Origin of the sequence: Streptomyces araujoniae (assembly GCF_050871195.1) — a bacterium.
GTDB lineage: Bacteria > Actinomycetota > Actinomycetes > Streptomycetales > Streptomycetaceae > Streptomyces > Streptomyces bacillaris.
Map to the genome: position 1 here is coordinate 355,073 of NZ_CP194070.1, position 15,786 is coordinate 370,858.

The following is a 15,786-nucleotide window of genomic DNA, read 5'->3' on the forward strand; positions in this document are numbered from 1 at the left end:
GGGCCCGTGGAACGTCCCGCCGACCCGGAGACCGCCGCAGGTCAGTGGCTGGCCGCCCTCGGGGGCCAACCCTCCGTCAGGACCGTCGCCGATCCCAAACCGCCGACCGGTGCGGAACTGGCCGAGCGGATGGACCTGCTGGCCGTCCCCGGCCAGGACCGGGAAGAAGTGGCCGCCGGTCTTCCGGACGCCGTACGCTCCCCCGCCAGGTGGGAGGCGCTGGTCCGCTGCCACCAGCAGCTCTACGCCGACCCCGGCCCCGACGTCCCGTCGAACGCGCCCGACTGGCCGACCGCGCCCTCCGCCCTCGGCAGCACCGGCCGCTACTTCTACGTCCACCTCTACCTCCTGGCCCTCCCGCACGCCTTGGAGCGGCAGCGCCGCCTCGGCATCCCGGACGACGTCGTCGCCGCCACCTTCGCCGACCTGGGCGCGAAGCTGACCACGTACCGGCTCGGTCACGGCACCGGCGGCTTCGACCGCCAGGGGTGGATCGTCCGCCACTTCCGGGGCACCCTGCACCGGCTCGGCCGCCTCCAGTTCGAGCGGGGCGTCCTCGACGCGGGCGCCTCGGGAGGGGACGCGGCGGCCGCCGGAGGCCCCGCCCACGGAGACCCGGTCCTCCGGGTGCACATCCCCGGCGACGGCCCGCTCGACCCCGCCGGCTGCGACGCCTCCTTCGCCGCCGCCCGAGAATTCCAGGCCCGTCACTTCCCCGGCGCCCCCCACCGGCACGCCACCTGTCACTCCTGGCTTCTGGACCGGCAGCTCGCCGGACGTCTTCCGGAGGGCTCCAACATCCTCACGTTCCAACGTCGTTTCACGGAGTTCGGAGCCCGGCCGGTCGGCGACGACGACGTACTGGAGTTCGTCTTTCACACACCGCCGGGCACGGCCGACCTCGGCCGCCTGCCGCAGTCGACGACCCTGCACCGGGCCCTGGTCCGCCACCTGCGGACGGGAGGCCACTGGCGTACGGCCCACGGGTGGACCGAGCTGCCGTGAGCCCGCTCCCCGGCGGCCGCCGCCCGGAACGGCCCGGGGAGCAGGGCCTCGGACGCGTACTCATCCACTGACAGCGATCGCTGGTCTAGACCTTGACAGGTTCAGACCAATAGCATCGGGTGTGCGCAAGCCCGCTCGTTCACGCCGAAGGAGTGATCACTTGTCCAGACGAAGACTCCAGGTATTCCTGACAGCTCTCGTCGTCTCTCTCGTCGCGTTTCTGACGCCGACGACCGCAAGCGCCTCAACCCCGCAGCCATCTCCCAGCGTCGACGTGGGCATCAGTCCGCAGGTCATCGGCGGAACACCCGCCTCGCAGGCCTATCCCATCGGCGTGTGGAACGCCTGCACCGTTGTGCTGATCAAGCCGGACTGGCTGCTCACCGCCGCCCACTGCACCTGGCGCAACGGCTACGTCGGCATCGGCACCGACTCGGCAGCACCCGTAGCCGTCTCCTCCACCGACCGCCGCGTCTACTTCACCGGCGGAGACGCCGACGTCGCGCTGCTCCACCTGGCAACACCCGTCACCAATGTCGAGCCCGTGCTGATCGACTGGAACTCACCCTCGGTCGGAACACCGGCCCGCGTCGTCGGATTCGGCCAGACCTGCCCCACACCCGGCTGCGGCGGTGCGACGGAGAAGGCCCTCGAGTTCGACACCACGGTCCTGGACGATGCCGCGTGCCCCGTGATCCACAACGGCGACACCGAGATCTGCGGCGACAACCCCGCACAGGCCGGCACCTGCTACGGCGACTCCGGGGGCCCGCTGCTGACGAAGAACTCCCGCGACGAGTGGATTCTCGCGGGCCTGGTCAGCGGATGGGGCACGGCGAACACCGACTGCGGTGCCGCACCCTCGATCTTCACCGACGTCACCGAGAAGGGGGGCGTCAGGCAGTGGATCGCCCAGACCGTCGGCGGACTCGCCGACCCCGGCACCACGCCGCCGACCAACCCGCCCACCGACCCCCCGGGCGACACCTGCACCCTGCCCCAGTGGAAAGCCACCGCTGTCTACACGGGAGGCACCGTCGTCGCATACGACGGCCGCAAGTGGAAGGCCAGATGGTGGACCACCAACGAGAAGCCCGGCACCACCGGCCAATGGGGCGTGTGGCAGGACGAAGGCGTCTGCTGACCACCCAGCGCTGAGGCACGGTCAGCTCGCCGGTCGGACTCCGCAGTCACACCCGACCCGTACGACGTGGCGGAGGGGCGGTCGCACACCGACCGCCCCTCCGCCCTCAACGCCCGCTGTGCGGTGCACAACCGCCCGGCGCGGGTGCCGAACGGCGTCAGCTCGCCGTCAACCCGCGCGAACGGGCCCGCCGCGCCGAGGCCGAGCCGGAGCTGCGCGCCGAACGGGCCCAGCACCTCGCCCGGGAGGTCATCGCCCGCGGGATGCAGGACGCCGGGAGGCTTACGGGCCCGTGCCTCGGTGCTGCTGCCCCGCACGCGCGAAGGCGGCACGGCGAAGGCGGCCGACGAGTTCCTCGTGAGTGAGCTGACGGTGGAGCGGGCTCGCAACGCCAGAGGAAGCAGCAGGAGACGGACCCGGTATCGCGGTCCGGACTCCGACTGAACCTGGCAGAAGAGTCGTGACTGACGGCATCGCACATAGGCACCGGCGATCTCCAGGGTGCAGGCGCACACCCAGACGTGCACCGGTCGGTGCGAACCGGGACTGCTCGCGCCCCAGGTGTTGAGCGCCGAGCCTTCGGCCACCCGGGGGTCAGGAGACGGTGACCGTCGCCCAGCCGCGGTAGAAGGTGTGATCCGAGAGCTTCAGGTACTTGCCGTTGGCGTCCCTGGCGGCCTCGGCCGGGTTCTGCGTGGTGGTCGTGCGCGCGGCGTCCTTGAAGTACAGGGGCCGGGGACCGCCGCTGAGCGAGGCGGTTGTGGTGGCCTCGGAGAAGAAGAGGTGGTCGATCTTGCTGTTGCGCTGGTCGTCACCCAGCGGTGACAGATCGAGAGTGGTGGACTGGCCGCTGCGGCAGGTCGTGGCAGGTGCGACACAGTCCGGGTCCGGCAGAGTCCAGAGGGCGGGATCGGGTCCGGTGCCGTCGGGGTCCCTGGTGTCGGTGGTGTCGGCTTCGTAGAAGCGGCCGATGCCCCCGCCCGGCGCGGCGTCGGGGCGGTAGAAGCTGTCCAGGCCCGGCCCCTTGTGCGGCTGCGGGACCATGTTGAAGTCTCCGCCCACCACGACGACCTTGCCGGCGTCGATGTCCGCATCGAGTTCGGAGGCGAGGCGCGCCGCCTGCGCGGAACGGGCCCGGTCGCTGACGCCCTTGGGGTCGTCCCAGGCGCGCAGGTGCACACTGCAGCCCTTCACCTTGCCGGCGATGCCGGCGAGGGCCACGTCGTGGCAGAGGGCGTTGAACGTCCGCGGGAGGGGGATCGGGTTGCCTTTGCCGTCGATCTGGTAGCTCTCGCCGCCGAGGGAGATCTCGTCCCTGGTTCCCAGTGCGCCACGGGCGCCGAGGACCTGGCCGATCCAGCAGCGCTTGTCGTCGTTGTTCGGGTCGCTGTCCATGTTCACCGAACAGTCGGGCGCACCACAGCTCGGGTAGTTGGTGAGCAGGGGCGTGAAACTGAACTCGTAGGTGCCCGCGTACGTGCTCTTGAACCACTCGAACTGCGAGTAGCAGACCTCCTGCAGCATGACGAGGTGCGCCGGCGTGAAGGCGTCGATCTCCTTCTCGATGTGGTGGAGCAGGTCGGTACCGCCCTTGTTGCACATGCCACCGCACATGTTGAAGGTAACCGCCCGGAGCTGGACCTGGGTTCCGGCCCCGGCGCCGGTGGACTCCGGCTCCGTCGCCGTACGCTTCGCATCCGTGGCAGCACGTTTCGTGTCCGTGGCCGCTGCGCGGTCCGCCCGCAGCCGGTCCGCCCCGCTCTGGGCCAGGCCCGCCAGCAGAACGACGGAGAGGGCGACCACGAAGGCCGCCAGGATCCCGCGTATTCTCATCGGTTCTCTTTCTGTGCACCCAGCAAAGGCGATGATCATAGGCACGTCTGCTCGATCAGGGCCGCTCCCGTTGACGAGGGCACGGGGCGGGAGGCCGCTCCCGAAGCTGAATCGGCGGACCGGCGAGTGTCAGCCGGCGGTAGTGGCCGGGGATCCGCCGGATCGAGGTCGCCACCGCCAGCCATCCAGCCACGCGCAACCCCACCACCCGGATCCGGAACGACCATCACACGCTCCGACGCTTCGAGCCCTGGACCTTCCCAGTCCGCCTTTGCGGTGGCATCGGACACGCCACGTTGGCATCATCGCGTTGGAGCACCCGGGAGCCCCTCAAGATCGAGAAACGCCCACCCGCAAGTTGAGGACCGGTCAGGAGACTCGGCAAGCAGTCGGTATCAGTACCGCCACGCGGCGCGGCAGGCCGCCGAGGACCGGCAAGATCCACCACCGGCCACACCTTGCCGACCTGGGAAACACACAGGTCGGCAAGGCCTCTGTTCCCCTCACCAGGAGATCGGCATGAAGATGCTCATCAACGTCCCCGAGACCGTGGTCGCCGACGCCCTGCGGGGCATCGCCGCCGCCCACCCCGAGCTGACCGTCGACGTGGAGAACCGGGTCGTCGTGCGGAGGGACGCGCCCGTCGCCGGGAAGGTGGGGCTCGTCTCGGGGGGCGGGTCGGGGCACGAGCCCCTGCACGCGGGGTTCGTGGGGCCGGGGATGCTGTCGGCCGCCTGTCCGGGGGAGGTCTTCACCTCGCCGGTGCCCGACCAGATGGTGCGGGCGGCCGCGGCGGTGGACAGCGGGGCGGGGGTGCTGTTCGTCGTCAAGAACTACACCGGTGACGTGCTGAACTTCGAGATGGCCGCCGAACTCGCGGAGGACGAGGGCATCCAGGTCGCCCAGGTCGTGGTGGACGACGACGTGGCGGTGAGCGACAGCACGTTCACGGCCGGGCGGCGCGGTACGGGGGCGACGCTCTTCGTCGAGAAGATCGCCGGGGCCGCCGCCGACGAGGGCGCGCCGCTGGACCGGGTCGTCTCGGTGGCCCGGCAGGTGAACGGGTCCTCGCGGAGCTTCGGGGTGGCCCTCAGCTCGGTCACCACCCCGGCGAAGGGCAGCCCGACCTTCGATCTGCCCGCCGGGGAGCTGGAGTTGGGCATCGGCATCCACGGGGAGCCCGGTCGCGAGCGGCGGCCGATGATGACCTCGGGGGAGATCGCGGACTTCGCCGTGGACGCGGTGCTGGAGGACCTGCGGCCCACCGGCCCCGTACTCGCCCTGGTCAACGGGATGGGGGCGACACCGCTGCTGGAGCTGTACGGGTTCAACGCCGAGGTCCAGCGGGTCCTCACCGAACGGGGCGTGCCGGTCGCCCGTACGCTCGTGGGGAACTACGTGACCTCCCTCGACATGACAGGCTGCTCGGTGACGCTGTGCCAGATCGACGAGGAGCTGCTGCGGCTGTGGGACGCGCCCGTGGAGACGCCCGCGCTGCGCTGGGGCCGCTGAGCCCCGCACTCCCGGTGACGGATTCGCACGGACGACCGTACGCACCGGGCCCCACCGGCCCGGGGAACAGGAGAGCATGTGCTCGACGCCGATTTCTTCCGCCGCTGGATGGCCGCCGCCGCGGCCTCGGTGGACCGTGAGGCGGGCCGACTGACCGAGCTGGACTCCGCGATCGGGGACGCCGATCACGGCAGCAACCTCCAGCGCGGCTTCGCGGCCGTGACCGCCGCGGTGGACAAGGACGCGCCCGCGACCCCGGGCGCGGTGCTGACGCTGGCGGGGCGGCAGCTGATCTCGACCGTCGGCGGGGCGTCCGGGCCGCTGTACGGGACGCTGCTGCGCCGTACGGGCAAGGCGCTCGGCGAGGCCGCCGAGGTCGACCGGGACCAGCTGGCCCGGGCGTTCGCGGAGGGCGTGGCCGCCGTGGGGCAGTTGGGCGGGGCGCGGGCCGGGGACAAGACGATGCTGGACGCGCTGCTGCCGGCCGCCGAGGCGCTGGCCTCGTCCTTCGGGGGCGCGGCGGAGGCTGCCCGGGCGGGCGCCGGGGCCACGGTCCCGCTGCAGGCGCGCAAGGGGCGGGCCAGCTATCTCGGGGAGCGCAGCATCGGCCACCAGGATCCGGGCGCGACCTCGGCGGCCCTGCTGGTCGAGGCGCTGGCCGAAACGGCGCGGGACGGGGGTGCGGAGGCATGAGCGGGGCGCCGCAGGTGGGCATCGTGCTGGTCTCGCACAGCGGTCCGGTCGCGGAGTCGGTGGCCGAGCTGGCCCGGGGACTGGCCGCCGGAGGGGTGACGGCCCCCGTCGCGGCGGCCGGCGGGCTGCCGAACGGCGGGCTCGGCACCAGCGCCGAACTGATCGGCCGGGCCGCCGCGTCGGTGGACCGGGGGGCCGGGGTGGCGATCCTCGTCGATCTGGGGAGCGCGGTCCTGACGGTGAAGGCGATGCTGGCGGAGGGGGACGAACTGCCGGAGAACGCGCGGCTGGTGGACGCCCCGTTCGTGGAGGGCGCGGTCGCCGCCGTGGTGACGGCCTCCTCCGGTGGCGACATCGGTGCGGTGGAGGCGGCGGCCTCGGAGGCCTACGGGTATCGGAAGACGTAGGGGCGGAGGCGGAGACGGGGGGGCGGGCAAGTTCCGTCCCGTCCGGCTCCGCCCGCGCCTCTTCCGTTCGTGCCTCCGCCCTCCCCGCCCCCCTTCCGTTCGCGCCTCTCCCCGACCCGCCGCAGACTGGGCCGCATGGCGGCGAGCAGGCGCAGTGCGGGGCTTCTCCTCTTCCGGACCGGCGGTACGGGAGGTGGGCGGGACATCGAGGTGCTGATCGGGCACATGGGCGGGCCGTTCTGGGCGGGGCGGGAGGCGGCCGCCTGGTCGGTGCCGAAGGGTGAGTACGGCCCCGAGGAGGACCCGGCGGCGGCCGCGCGGCGGGAGTTCGAGGAGGAGCTGGGGCTGCCGGTGCCGGAGGGGGTGTGGCTGCCGCTGGGCGAGGCCCGGCAGCGCAGCGGCAAGACGGTGACCGTGTGGGCGGTGGAGGCGGAGCTGGACGTGGCGGCCGTGGTGCCGGGGACGTTCACGATGGAGTGGCCGCGCGGCTCCGGCGTGCGGCGGGAGTTCCCGGAGATGGACCGGTTCGCCTGGTGCACGCCGGAGCAGGCCGCCGAGCGGCTGATCGCCGGTCAGCGGGTCTTCGTCGAGCGGCTGCGCGACCGGGTACGGGGCGAGGGCTCCGGCTCACCGGAGGCGTAGACGGGTCCCGGCGGGGTCGGGCCCGCTTCCCCCGAGGGGCAGTCCGCGGCGGGGCGGCCCGCCCTCAACTCCAGTACGTCACCGGCGAAGCGGGCGCGGAAGCTGCGGTCGTGCGACACCACCACGACGGCTCCCGGGTATCGCGCGAGGGCCGTCTCCACCTCCTCCACCAGGTCGAGCGCGATGTGGTTGGTCGGCTCGTCCAGCACCAGCAGATCGGCCGGCCGGACCACCAGCCGGGCCAGGGCCAGCCGGCGCTGCTGGCCGATCGAGAGGGACGCCACGGGCACGCCGAGGTCCTCGGGGCGGAACAGGCCCAGCTCCAGGAGTTCGTCCGCGTACTCGTCCGGGAAGCCGGGGCGGCCCGCGGCGTAGGTGGCGAGCAGGGTGCGCCGGGTCGGCCGGGCGGGCAGTTCCTGCGGGAGGTAGCCGACCCGGGCGCGGCGGGCGACCGTCCCGGTGTCGGGCGCCAGGTCTCCGGCGAGGACCCGCAGCAGGGTGGTCTTCCCGGCCCCGTTCTCCCCGGTGACCAGCAGCCGGGCCGCGGGCCCGACGCGCAGGGCCGGGAGGTGGAGCCGGTCGCCCACGGAGATGTCCGCCAGCTCCACCAGGGGGCCGGGTCCGGTCTCCCCCGCGAGGGACGGGCGGCCGGTGAAGGCGAGGGGCTCGGGCGGGGGCGGTACGGGGGCCCGGCGCAGCGCCTCCAGCCGGGTGCGGGCGGCCCTGACCCGGCCGGAGAGCTTGGCCTCGTGGGAACGGCGGTGCTTGCCGAACCCCTGCTTCGGGTCCGTGCCGGTGGCCGCGAGCCGCTGTCCGGCGGCCTCCACCAGCTCCTGTGTGCGGGCCAGTTCGTCCAGGTGCTCCTGGTGCTCCCGCGCCCGGCGGCGGCGGGCTGCGGCCTTGGCCCTGCGGTAGCCGTCCCAGCCGTCCCCGTACCGGGTGACCGTGCGCAGGTCGCGGTCGACCTCCAGGATCACGGAGGTGACGCGCTCCAGGAAGGCCCGGTCGTGGGTGATGGCGACGACGGTGCCCCGGTGGGCGCGCAGGTGCTCCTCCAGCCAGGTGACCGCCCGCAGGTCCAGGTGGTTGGTGGGTTCGTCCAGGAGGAGCAGTTCGGGGGCGGCCGCCAGGACGCAGGCGAGGGCCAGCCGGGACTGTTCGCCGCCGGAGAGGGTGGCGAGCGCCCGGTCCCGGGTGAGGTGGGCGAGGCCGAGGCCGTGGAGGGCGGCTTCGGTGCGGGCGTCGGCGCGGTAGCCGTCGCGCTCCTCGTAGGCGGTGAGGAGGTCTCCGTACGCGGCGAGTTCGGCCTCCGTGGGGTCGCCCGCCGACAGCGCGTCCTCGGCCGCGCGGATGGCCCGTTCCAGGGTGCGGAGTTCGGCCAGGGCGGCGTCGACGACGTCCTGCACGGTGTCGGCCGGGTCGAGGGCGAGGGTCTGGGCGAGGTAGCTGGCGGAGCCGGGGAAGCGGACGGTGATCTCGCCGCTGTCCGGCTGCTCGGCCCCGGCCAGCAGACGCAGGAGGGTGGATTTGCCGGAGCCGTTCTCGCCGATGACGGCGGCCTTCTCGCCGGGGCGGACGGTGAGCGTCACCTGGTCGAGTACGGAGCGGTCCCCGTACGCCTTGGAGACGTCCTTCATGGTCAGTTGGGCGCGGTCGCGCTGGGGGTGCATGGGTGCCTTTTCCCTGGTTCCTGGGTGCCGGTCCGCGGTGGCGCGTGCGGGGACGCGCGGGGGCGGGGCGTGACGTGGGTGTCCGGACGGCGGAGGGACAGCGGCACACCGGGGACGGCGACGAGCGGGGCCGCCCGGTGGGGTCACGGGCGGTGCGGTGCTCGGTGGCGGTCGGGCCGGTGGGTGCCCGCCGGTGACGTCAGGCGTCGTGCGGCGGCTGTCCGGGCCGGGGAATCAGCGGAAGAAGTAGTACGAACCCATGGCGTCGAGTGTAACGGGGTGCCGGAAGCGGGGCCGGGGATTTTCTCCCGGCCCCGCTCGCGGACGTACGGGGGTGGCTCAGCCGTTCGGCAGGATGACCGCGCGGCCGGTGATCCGGCCGTCGTGCAGCCGCTCGTAGGCGCGCGGGGCCTCGTCGATGGAGTACGTCTCCACGTGGACGTCCACGGCGCCCGCGTGGGCCAGGTCCAGCACCTCGGCCAGTTCCCTGCGCGAGCCCCAGTAGGGGGCGCTGACGCCGGTGCCGTACGGGAGTGCCCCGAAGCCGACGGGGAGCGCGCCGCCGCCGATGCCGACGATCGTGATGTCACCGTCGACCCGGGCGGCGGCCCCGGCGGTCCGCACGGTGGGCGGGGCGCCGACGAAGTCCAGCACGACGTGCGCGCCGAGCCCGCCGGTCAGCTCCAGGACGCGGTCCGCCGCCTTCTCGTCGGAGAGGACTGTCTCGTGGGCGCCGACGGCCCGGGCGAGGTCGAGCTTCTCCTCGGTGACGTCGAGGGCGACGACCCGTACGGCCGTCATGGCGCGCAGGAGCTGGATCGCGACATGGCCGAGGCCTCCGGTGCCGATGACGACGGCCGTCGCGCCGGGGACGAGCTTGGGCAGGGACCGCTTGATCGCGTGGTACGGGGTGAGTCCGGCGTCCGTGAGCGAGACGGTCTTCACCGGGTCCAGGTCACCGATGGGCACCAGGTGGCGGGGGTCGTCGACGATCATGTACTCGGCCATCGCACCGGGGGCGCCGAGACCGGGCGGCATGATGCCCAGCTCCTTGGCGCGCAGGCAGTAGTTCTCCTTGCCCTCGGCGCAGTTGACGCAGATCCCGCAGCCCCAGGGCCCGTACACCGCGACGGAGTCGCCTTCGGAGAGGCCGCTCACGCCGTCCCCGAGGGCGGCGACGGTGCCGACGCCCTCGTGGCCCAGGGTGAGCGGGAGCGGGAAGGGTATCTCGTCGGCGGTCCAGCCCATCACCGCGATGTCGGAGTGGCAGACACCGGCGGCGGTCACCTTGAGGAGGACCTGGCCGGGGCCGGGCTCGGGATCGGGGACGGTGACGACCTCGGGGGCGGCGCCGACGGCTCGGTACTGGACGGCTTTCATGGGCTTTCCTCGCTTCTTCCCGCTGGTTTCTCTTCCTGGCCCCCGGCCCCCGGGCCTTGCGTCCCCCGGTCCCCTCCCCCGTGCCCGTATCGCTCTCTCCTTTGTCCCGCCCGGCTCCCCCGTGCGCCACCCGGGCGCCGTCGTCACGGGGCGGAGTAGCCGCCGTCCACCAGGTGGTAGCTGCCGTGGATGAAGGAGGCCTTCTCGGAGAGGAGGAAGACGGTGAGTTCCGCGACCTCCTCGGCGGTGCCCAGGCGTCCGGCCGGGTGCAGGGAGACCAGGTGCTCGCGGGCCTGGGGCTCGGCGTTCCGCAGGAGCGGGGTGTCGATGAAGCCGGGGCCGACGGCGTTGATCCGGACGTTCTGCGCGGCGTATTCGAGCGCCGCGCTCTTGGTGAGGCCGACGACGCCGTGCTTGGCGGCGACATAGGCGGGCGAGCCCGCGAAGCCGTTGGTGCCGAGGATCGAGGACATGTTGACGATCGCGCCGCCGCCCGCCGCGACGATGGCGGGGAGTTCGTGGCGCATCGAGTGGAAGACGCCGCTGAGGTTGGTGGCGACGACCCGGTCCCAGTCCTCGACGGGGTAGGCCCCGGTGGGGGCGGAGGGGCCCGCGATCCCGGCGTTGTTCACGGCCAGGTGGAGGGCGCCGAAGGTCTCGACGGCGAACCGCACCCCGGCTTCCACGGAGGCCGGGTCGGTGACGTCCATGCGGACGGCGGCGGCGCGCGCCCCGGCGCTCTCCAGCTGGGCGGCGGCCTTGCGGGCGCTCTCCTCGTCGTGGTCCGCGACGACGACGGCCGCTCCGGCGGTGGCGAGCAGCCGGGCCACGGCGAGGCCGATGCCGGAGGCGCCGCCGGTGACGAGGGCGGTACGGCCGGCGAACTCGGCCGCGGGGGTGGTGGGGGTGGTGCTCATGAGGTTGCCTCTTCTGCTTCCGCTGTGTGTTCGGTGGTGCCGGGCCGGTGGCGGCCCGCTGTGGTGTCCGGTGCCGCGAGCAGGTCCGCCGAGAGCGCGTCGAACGCCTCGGCGACCAGCGCGGGCAGGGCGTCCGGGCGTCCGCCGCGCACCCAGGCGGCCTGGGCCGCGAGGAGCGCGCCCGCGCCCGCCGCCACGGTCACGGCGGGGCGGATGTCGTGGCTCGGGTCGACGCCGAGCCGGTCCGCGACGATGGCGATCGAGTCCTCCTGGGCGTCCGCCCGGATGTGGTGGAAGGCCGCGTAGAGGGTCGGTTCGTCCTCGGCGGCGACCAGGAGGTCGAAGATCCGGGGACGGCGGTGCCAGGGCTCCGCCCCGGGGTCGGCCAGCCAGGCGAGGACGGCGTGCCGGTAGGCGAGGAGCGGGGGCTCCTCGGCCGGGCGGGCGCGCAGGGCCGCGTTGATCCGGTCGCCGTCGCCGCGCAGGGAGTCGAGGGCCGCGGCCTCCTTGCTCGCGAAGTAGCGGCTGAAGGTGCGGCGGTCGACGTCGGCGGCCTCCGCGATCTCCTCGACCGTGACGTACCGCAGCCCCCGGTCGAGCACCAGCTCGAACGCGGCCTGCGCGAGGGTGTCGCGGGTGCGGCGGGCCTTGCGGCTGCGCCGCTCGGGCGTCCTGCGCTCGGCGGTGCCGCGCTCCGGGGTGCTCTCTTCCGGGCTCATACATGCACCGTACACCTCAAAATGTCCCCATGCGACATCAGTCTCATGGGGACATACGGTCGGCTCTCCGCTCAGTCGGTCACGGCACCCGCGACGGGCCTGGCGGCCTCTCCGTCTCCGGAGGCCGGGGCGCGGCGGAGGGCGAGCGCGGCGACGTCGTCGCGCCGGACCCCTCCGGTGAACCGCTCCAGGTCGGCGCGGAGCGCGTCGAGCAGCTCGCGCGGGTCGTGACCGGCCCAGTCGGCCAGCCGCCGGTCGAACGGGTAGAAGGCGCGGGCCGCGTCACGGGCCTCGGTCACCCCGTCGGTGACGGCCAGGAGAGTGGCACCGGGCGGGAAGGCGAACGATTCGGCCGTACGGGTCTCGCGGCTGAGCCCCGCGAGACCGAGGGGGACGGAGATCCGGCGGAGCGGAACGGCACGGGCCCGGCCCTCGTGCAGCAGGCGCGGCGGCAGATGGCCGCAGTTGACGGCCTGTACGCGGTCCTTCCCGTCGAACCCGAGGACCAGCGCGGTCACGAAGCGTTCGGCTTCGCCGGTCTGGGCGGAGAACACGTTGTGCCGGACGACGGCGTCCTCCAGTGCCTCCACCACCCCGGTCAGCGTCCGCTCGCGGACCGCGGCCTCGCGGAAGGCGGCGATGGCGGCGAACCCGGCTCCTATCGCCGCGAGCCCCTTGCCCTGGACGTCCCCGATGATCACCCGGGTCCCGTACGGCGACTCGACGACCTCGTAGATGTCGCCGCCGACGAAACGGTCCTCCTCGATCGGCTCGTAGAGCCCGTACGCGAAGACCTGGTCGGTGACGACCGGCAGCGGGCGCAGGATCTGCCGCTGGAGGGCGACGGCGGCGGAGCGGAGCCGGGCCATCTCGGTGGCGTGGCGGATGCGGGCCGCGCAGGCGGCGACCCCGAGGGCGCAGGCGAGCACGGTGAAGCCCATGCCGAAGACGAAGTCCCAGAAGGTGCCGTGACCGCCGAGGCCGGATCCGACGACGACCACCGTGATCCAGACCGCCACCCAGACCGTCTGCCGGAGGCTGCAGAAGACGGAGGCCAGGGCCGGAACGACCACCAGCAGGGGGATGACCCGCAGGTCCTCGCCGGTGAACAGGTCCAGGAGGACGATCAGCACGGTGACCAGAGCCAGCCAGCCGGCCAGCGCCCAGCTCCCGATCCGGCCCGTGGCCGCCTCCGCGACCGCGTCCGTGCCGGACGGGACCTCCGTCCGGCCTCGTGCCGTGCGCCGTCTGCCCAGGGCCACGGCCGCTCCTTCCGTCCACTCCTCGGTGCCGCCCGCTGTTCGGCCGGTCCCTTCCAGTTGACCGGGAACCGGCCCCGGGCGCAGGGGGGCATAGGGCCCGCGGGGGGTGCCGAAGGTCCCTGTCGGGCCGTTCGGCCCGGGACCTCAGGCGGGCGCGCCGGAGGCCGGAGGTCCTGGCGGCCGGACCGGCGGCGGGGGCCGGAAGTCCCGTCGCCGGGCCGTGGGCGCCCGGAGGCCCGCCGACGGCCCCGGTCACCCGAGGACGGCCCCGGTCACCGCGGCACGGCCCTCGTCACCGCGGCGCCGCCTCGCGGGGCTCCCCGGTGGGCGGGAGCGCGGCCGGGGCCCGGAGGGAGAGGAACTCGGGGTGGGCGCGGAGCCGGAAGCCGAGCGATTCGTAGAGCCGGATCGCGCTCGTGTTGGCGGCCGAGGTGTGCAGGAACGGGGTCTCGCCGCGCTCCCGGATCCCGTGCGCGACCGCCCGCACCAGGCGGCTCGCCAGCCCCTGGCCCCGTACGGACTCGTCCGTGCAGACCGCGCTGATCTCGGTCCAGCCCGGTGGACGCAGCCGCTCCCCCGCCATCGCCACCAGGGCGCCGCCCCGGCGGATGCCCAGATAGGTGCCCAGTTCCACGGTGCGCGGCAGGAAGGGACCGGGGCGGGTGCGCTCCACCAGGTCCAGCATCTCCGGTACGTCGGCCCGGCCGAGCCGTACGGCCTCCGCGTCGGGTTCCGGGACCACCGACTCGTCGACGAGCTGGACCCCGGCGATCCGCTGGAGGATCTCCCAGCCCTCCGGGGGCTCCTCCTTCAGCGTGTTCAGGCCGATGGTGCCGCCCGGGCCGGCGAGCGCCGCGAGATCGGCCCAGTCCCGGGCGTCCGGCGTGTCGGGGTGGGCGGTCCAGGGGGTGACGTCGACGGGGTAGCGCAGGATCCGGCCCCGGCGCTCGGCGAAGCGGGCGTGCGGGCCGGTGAGCGACGTGCGGGCGGGTGCGTCCAGCGGATGGGGTTCCCCGGCCACCGGACGGGGCTCCCGCTCCCCGTCCGCCACCCGGGCGGCGGACGGCTGCCGGAGGGCCGGCTCCCGGTGCCGGCCGAGGGTACTCACGCGATCACCCCGGCGATCGGATCGGGCCGTTCACCGGCACCCCGTGCTGCTCCCCGGCACCCCTCTTCGTACGCGTACGAACGGCGCATGCTCTCCCTCGTTCCGGTCCATCGCGCGGTTCTCCCTGCGGGCACCCCGGTGCCCCGGCGCCGCGCGCCCGCCACCGGGCAAAAGCCGATGCGCGCAGGGCGTATTCCGTGTCGGGGAACTGTTCACGCGGCTGCAACGGAGTGCCCGGCAGAGGGCTCCCACAGGGTCGGCGTCGGCCGGAGGGAGAGGTTCCGGAGCACGGTGCGGACCGGCGTGCGCCTGCCGCGGGGACCGGCGAATTCGACTCATCCGTCAGCCAATACGGCCCGGTCCGGCCCCAACTGCCCGTCAGCTGTGGCACTCTGGTGGAGACCGCCCCACCGGGCTCCCCCGTACCGGTGGGGCGGTTCTGTGCGCCCCCCGTGGATCAGTCCGCCCCATGACGGGGTTTCAGTGCTGCGGGCAGACCGTTCCCGGCTACCTCGCACCGGTCGGCCGAATCTCATCCCCCGCTCTGCGCATGAGGGCGGGAGTGCGGGGCAGGCGAGTAGACCTCATGGCCTACGAGCGAGGGGAGCGTGACGAGATGACGGCGCAGACCGCGCGGACCACCGGTGCGGACCACCGGACGAGCACCACGGAGGACCTTCCCTGGATCGAGGACGCCGGCAAGGTCGCCCCCATGGACGCGCGCCGGCTCTCGCGCCTCTTCTTCGACCGCCTCCAGGTGCTGGAGGAGGGAACGCACGAGTACCAGTACGCGCGCAACACCCTGATCGAGATGAACCTGTCCCTGGTCCGGTTCGCCGCCAACCGCTTCCGCAACCGGGGCAGCGGCGACATGGAGGACATCGTCCAGGTCGGCACCATCGGGCTGATCAAGGCGATCGACCGCTTCGACCTCTCCCGCGAGGTCGAGTTCACCTCCTTCGCCGTCCCCTACATCGTCGGTGAGATCAAGCGGTTCTTCCGGGACACCAGCTGGGCCGTCCATGTGCCCCGGCGCCTCCAGGAGTTGCGGGTCGACCTCGCCAAGGCGAAGGAGCAGCTCTCCGCCGAGCTGGACCGCGACCCCACGGTCAAGGAGCTGGCCGAACGCCTGGGCATGGACGAGGCGGAGATCACCGAGGGGATCGTCGCCTCCAACGGCTACACCGCGGGCTCCCTGGACATGCCGACCGACTCCACGGAGTCCGGTCCGCAGAACACCGCCGGGCGGACCTTCGCCGATGTCCTGGGGGAACCCGATCCGGCGATGGAGGCGGTGGAGAACCTGCACGCCCTCGCGCCGCTGCTGGGCGACCTGGACGAGCGGGAGCGGCGGATCATCGACATGCGGTTCGGCCAGGAGCTGACGCAGGCCCAGATCGGTGCCGAGCTGGGGATCTCGCAGATGCACGTCTCCCGGCTGCTCAGCCGGATGCTGGGCAAGCTGCGCAACGGGATGCTCACCCAGGAGTGACA

General features: G+C 73.4%; 14 protein-coding genes. 7 read left to right on the plus strand and 7 right to left on the minus strand.

Translation table 11 applies throughout. The features are described from left to right. Positions 1–6: 6 nt before the first annotated feature. Together ACQ9ZG_RS01395 and ACQ9ZG_RS01400 are read left to right on the plus strand one after the other, a co-directional pair. On the plus strand, positions 7–1,005 hold the full coding sequence (locus tag ACQ9ZG_RS01395; protein ID WP_258312483.1) for an acyltransferase domain-containing protein: 999 nt from the start codon (positions 7–9) through the stop codon (positions 1,003–1,005). Positions 1,006–1,279: 274 nt separating this feature from the next. Continuing rightward, complete coding sequence (locus ACQ9ZG_RS01400; protein WP_146225930.1) at positions 1,280–2,149, plus strand: trypsin-like serine protease; 870 nt, start codon at positions 1,280–1,282, stop codon at positions 2,147–2,149. A 594-nt stretch (positions 2,150–2,743) separates the two neighbouring features. Here ACQ9ZG_RS01400 and ACQ9ZG_RS01405 read toward each other — a convergent pair. After that, complete coding sequence (locus tag ACQ9ZG_RS01405) at positions 2,744–3,982, minus strand: endonuclease/exonuclease/phosphatase family protein (protein WP_109917010.1); 1,239 nt, start codon at positions 3,980–3,982, stop codon at positions 2,744–2,746. A gap of 519 nt (positions 3,983–4,501) precedes the next feature. On the opposite strand from ACQ9ZG_RS01405, the gene dhaK reads away from it, so the two are divergent. The 4 genes from dhaK (at position 4,502) to ACQ9ZG_RS01425 (ending at position 7,236) form a co-directional block, all read left to right on the plus strand. Then, a complete protein-coding gene (gene dhaK, locus ACQ9ZG_RS01410) occupies positions 4,502–5,494 on the plus strand; it encodes a dihydroxyacetone kinase subunit DhaK (RefSeq protein ID WP_018491325.1) in 993 nt (330 codons plus the stop codon). Positions 5,495–5,572: 78 nt separating this feature from the next. Next, complete coding sequence (dhaL, locus tag ACQ9ZG_RS01415) at positions 5,573–6,187, plus strand: dihydroxyacetone kinase subunit DhaL (protein WP_499279684.1); 615 nt, start codon at positions 5,573–5,575, stop codon at positions 6,185–6,187. Continuing rightward, entirely contained in the window at positions 6,184–6,594 is a 411-nt protein-coding gene (locus ACQ9ZG_RS01420; protein ID WP_018491327.1) for a PTS-dependent dihydroxyacetone kinase phosphotransferase subunit DhaM, read from the plus strand. Before dhaL ends, ACQ9ZG_RS01420 begins: the two co-directional genes overlap by 4 nt. A 135-nt stretch (positions 6,595–6,729) precedes the next feature. Then, a complete protein-coding gene (locus ACQ9ZG_RS01425; RefSeq protein ID WP_109916464.1) occupies positions 6,730–7,236 on the plus strand; it encodes an NUDIX hydrolase in 507 nt (168 codons plus the stop codon). Here ACQ9ZG_RS01425 and abc-f read toward each other — a convergent pair. The 6 genes from abc-f to ACQ9ZG_RS01455 form a co-directional block, all read right to left on the minus strand. Continuing rightward, positions 7,167–8,906 (minus strand): ribosomal protection-like ABC-F family protein, encoded by a 1,740-nt coding sequence (abc-f, locus tag ACQ9ZG_RS01430; RefSeq protein ID WP_109916465.1) that lies wholly within the window; start codon positions 8,904–8,906, stop codon positions 7,167–7,169. The two genes, ACQ9ZG_RS01425 and abc-f, sit on opposite strands and share 70 nt — an antisense overlap. Positions 8,907–9,245: 339 nt before the next feature. Then, positions 9,246–10,286 carry an NAD(P)-dependent alcohol dehydrogenase gene (locus tag ACQ9ZG_RS01435; protein ID WP_109916466.1) on the minus strand — a complete coding sequence of 347 codons (1,041 nt, stop codon included), beginning with the start codon at positions 10,284–10,286 and terminating at the stop codon, positions 9,246–9,248. A 143-nt stretch (positions 10,287–10,429) separates the two neighbouring features. After that, the gene (locus tag ACQ9ZG_RS01440; RefSeq protein WP_499279687.1) at positions 10,430–11,203 is read right to left on the minus strand and encodes an SDR family NAD(P)-dependent oxidoreductase; all 774 of its coding nucleotides are present in this window, start codon (positions 11,201–11,203) and stop codon (positions 10,430–10,432) included. Further along, positions 11,200–11,922 (minus strand): TetR family transcriptional regulator, encoded by a 723-nt coding sequence (locus ACQ9ZG_RS01445; RefSeq protein WP_499279689.1) that lies wholly within the window; start codon positions 11,920–11,922, stop codon positions 11,200–11,202. The genes ACQ9ZG_RS01440 and ACQ9ZG_RS01445 overlap by 4 nt, the downstream gene beginning before the upstream one ends. Before the next feature lie 71 nt (positions 11,923–11,993). Continuing rightward, positions 11,994–13,184 carry a PP2C family protein-serine/threonine phosphatase gene (locus ACQ9ZG_RS01450; RefSeq protein WP_109914132.1) on the minus strand — a complete coding sequence of 397 codons (1,191 nt, stop codon included), beginning with the start codon at positions 13,182–13,184 and terminating at the stop codon, positions 11,994–11,996. Positions 13,185–13,476: 292 nt separating this feature from the next. Then, positions 13,477–14,235, minus strand: a complete 759-nt coding sequence (locus ACQ9ZG_RS01455) for a GNAT family N-acetyltransferase (RefSeq protein WP_499281561.1) — start codon at positions 14,233–14,235, stop codon at positions 13,477–13,479. A gap of 673 nt (positions 14,236–14,908) precedes the next feature. Between ACQ9ZG_RS01455 and ACQ9ZG_RS01460 the strand changes: the two genes are divergently transcribed. Beyond that, the gene (locus ACQ9ZG_RS01460; protein ID WP_028417257.1) at positions 14,909–15,784 is read left to right on the plus strand and encodes an RNA polymerase sigma factor SigF; all 876 of its coding nucleotides are present in this window, start codon (positions 14,909–14,911) and stop codon (positions 15,782–15,784) included. The last annotated feature ends 2 nt before the right edge of the window (positions 15,785–15,786 follow it).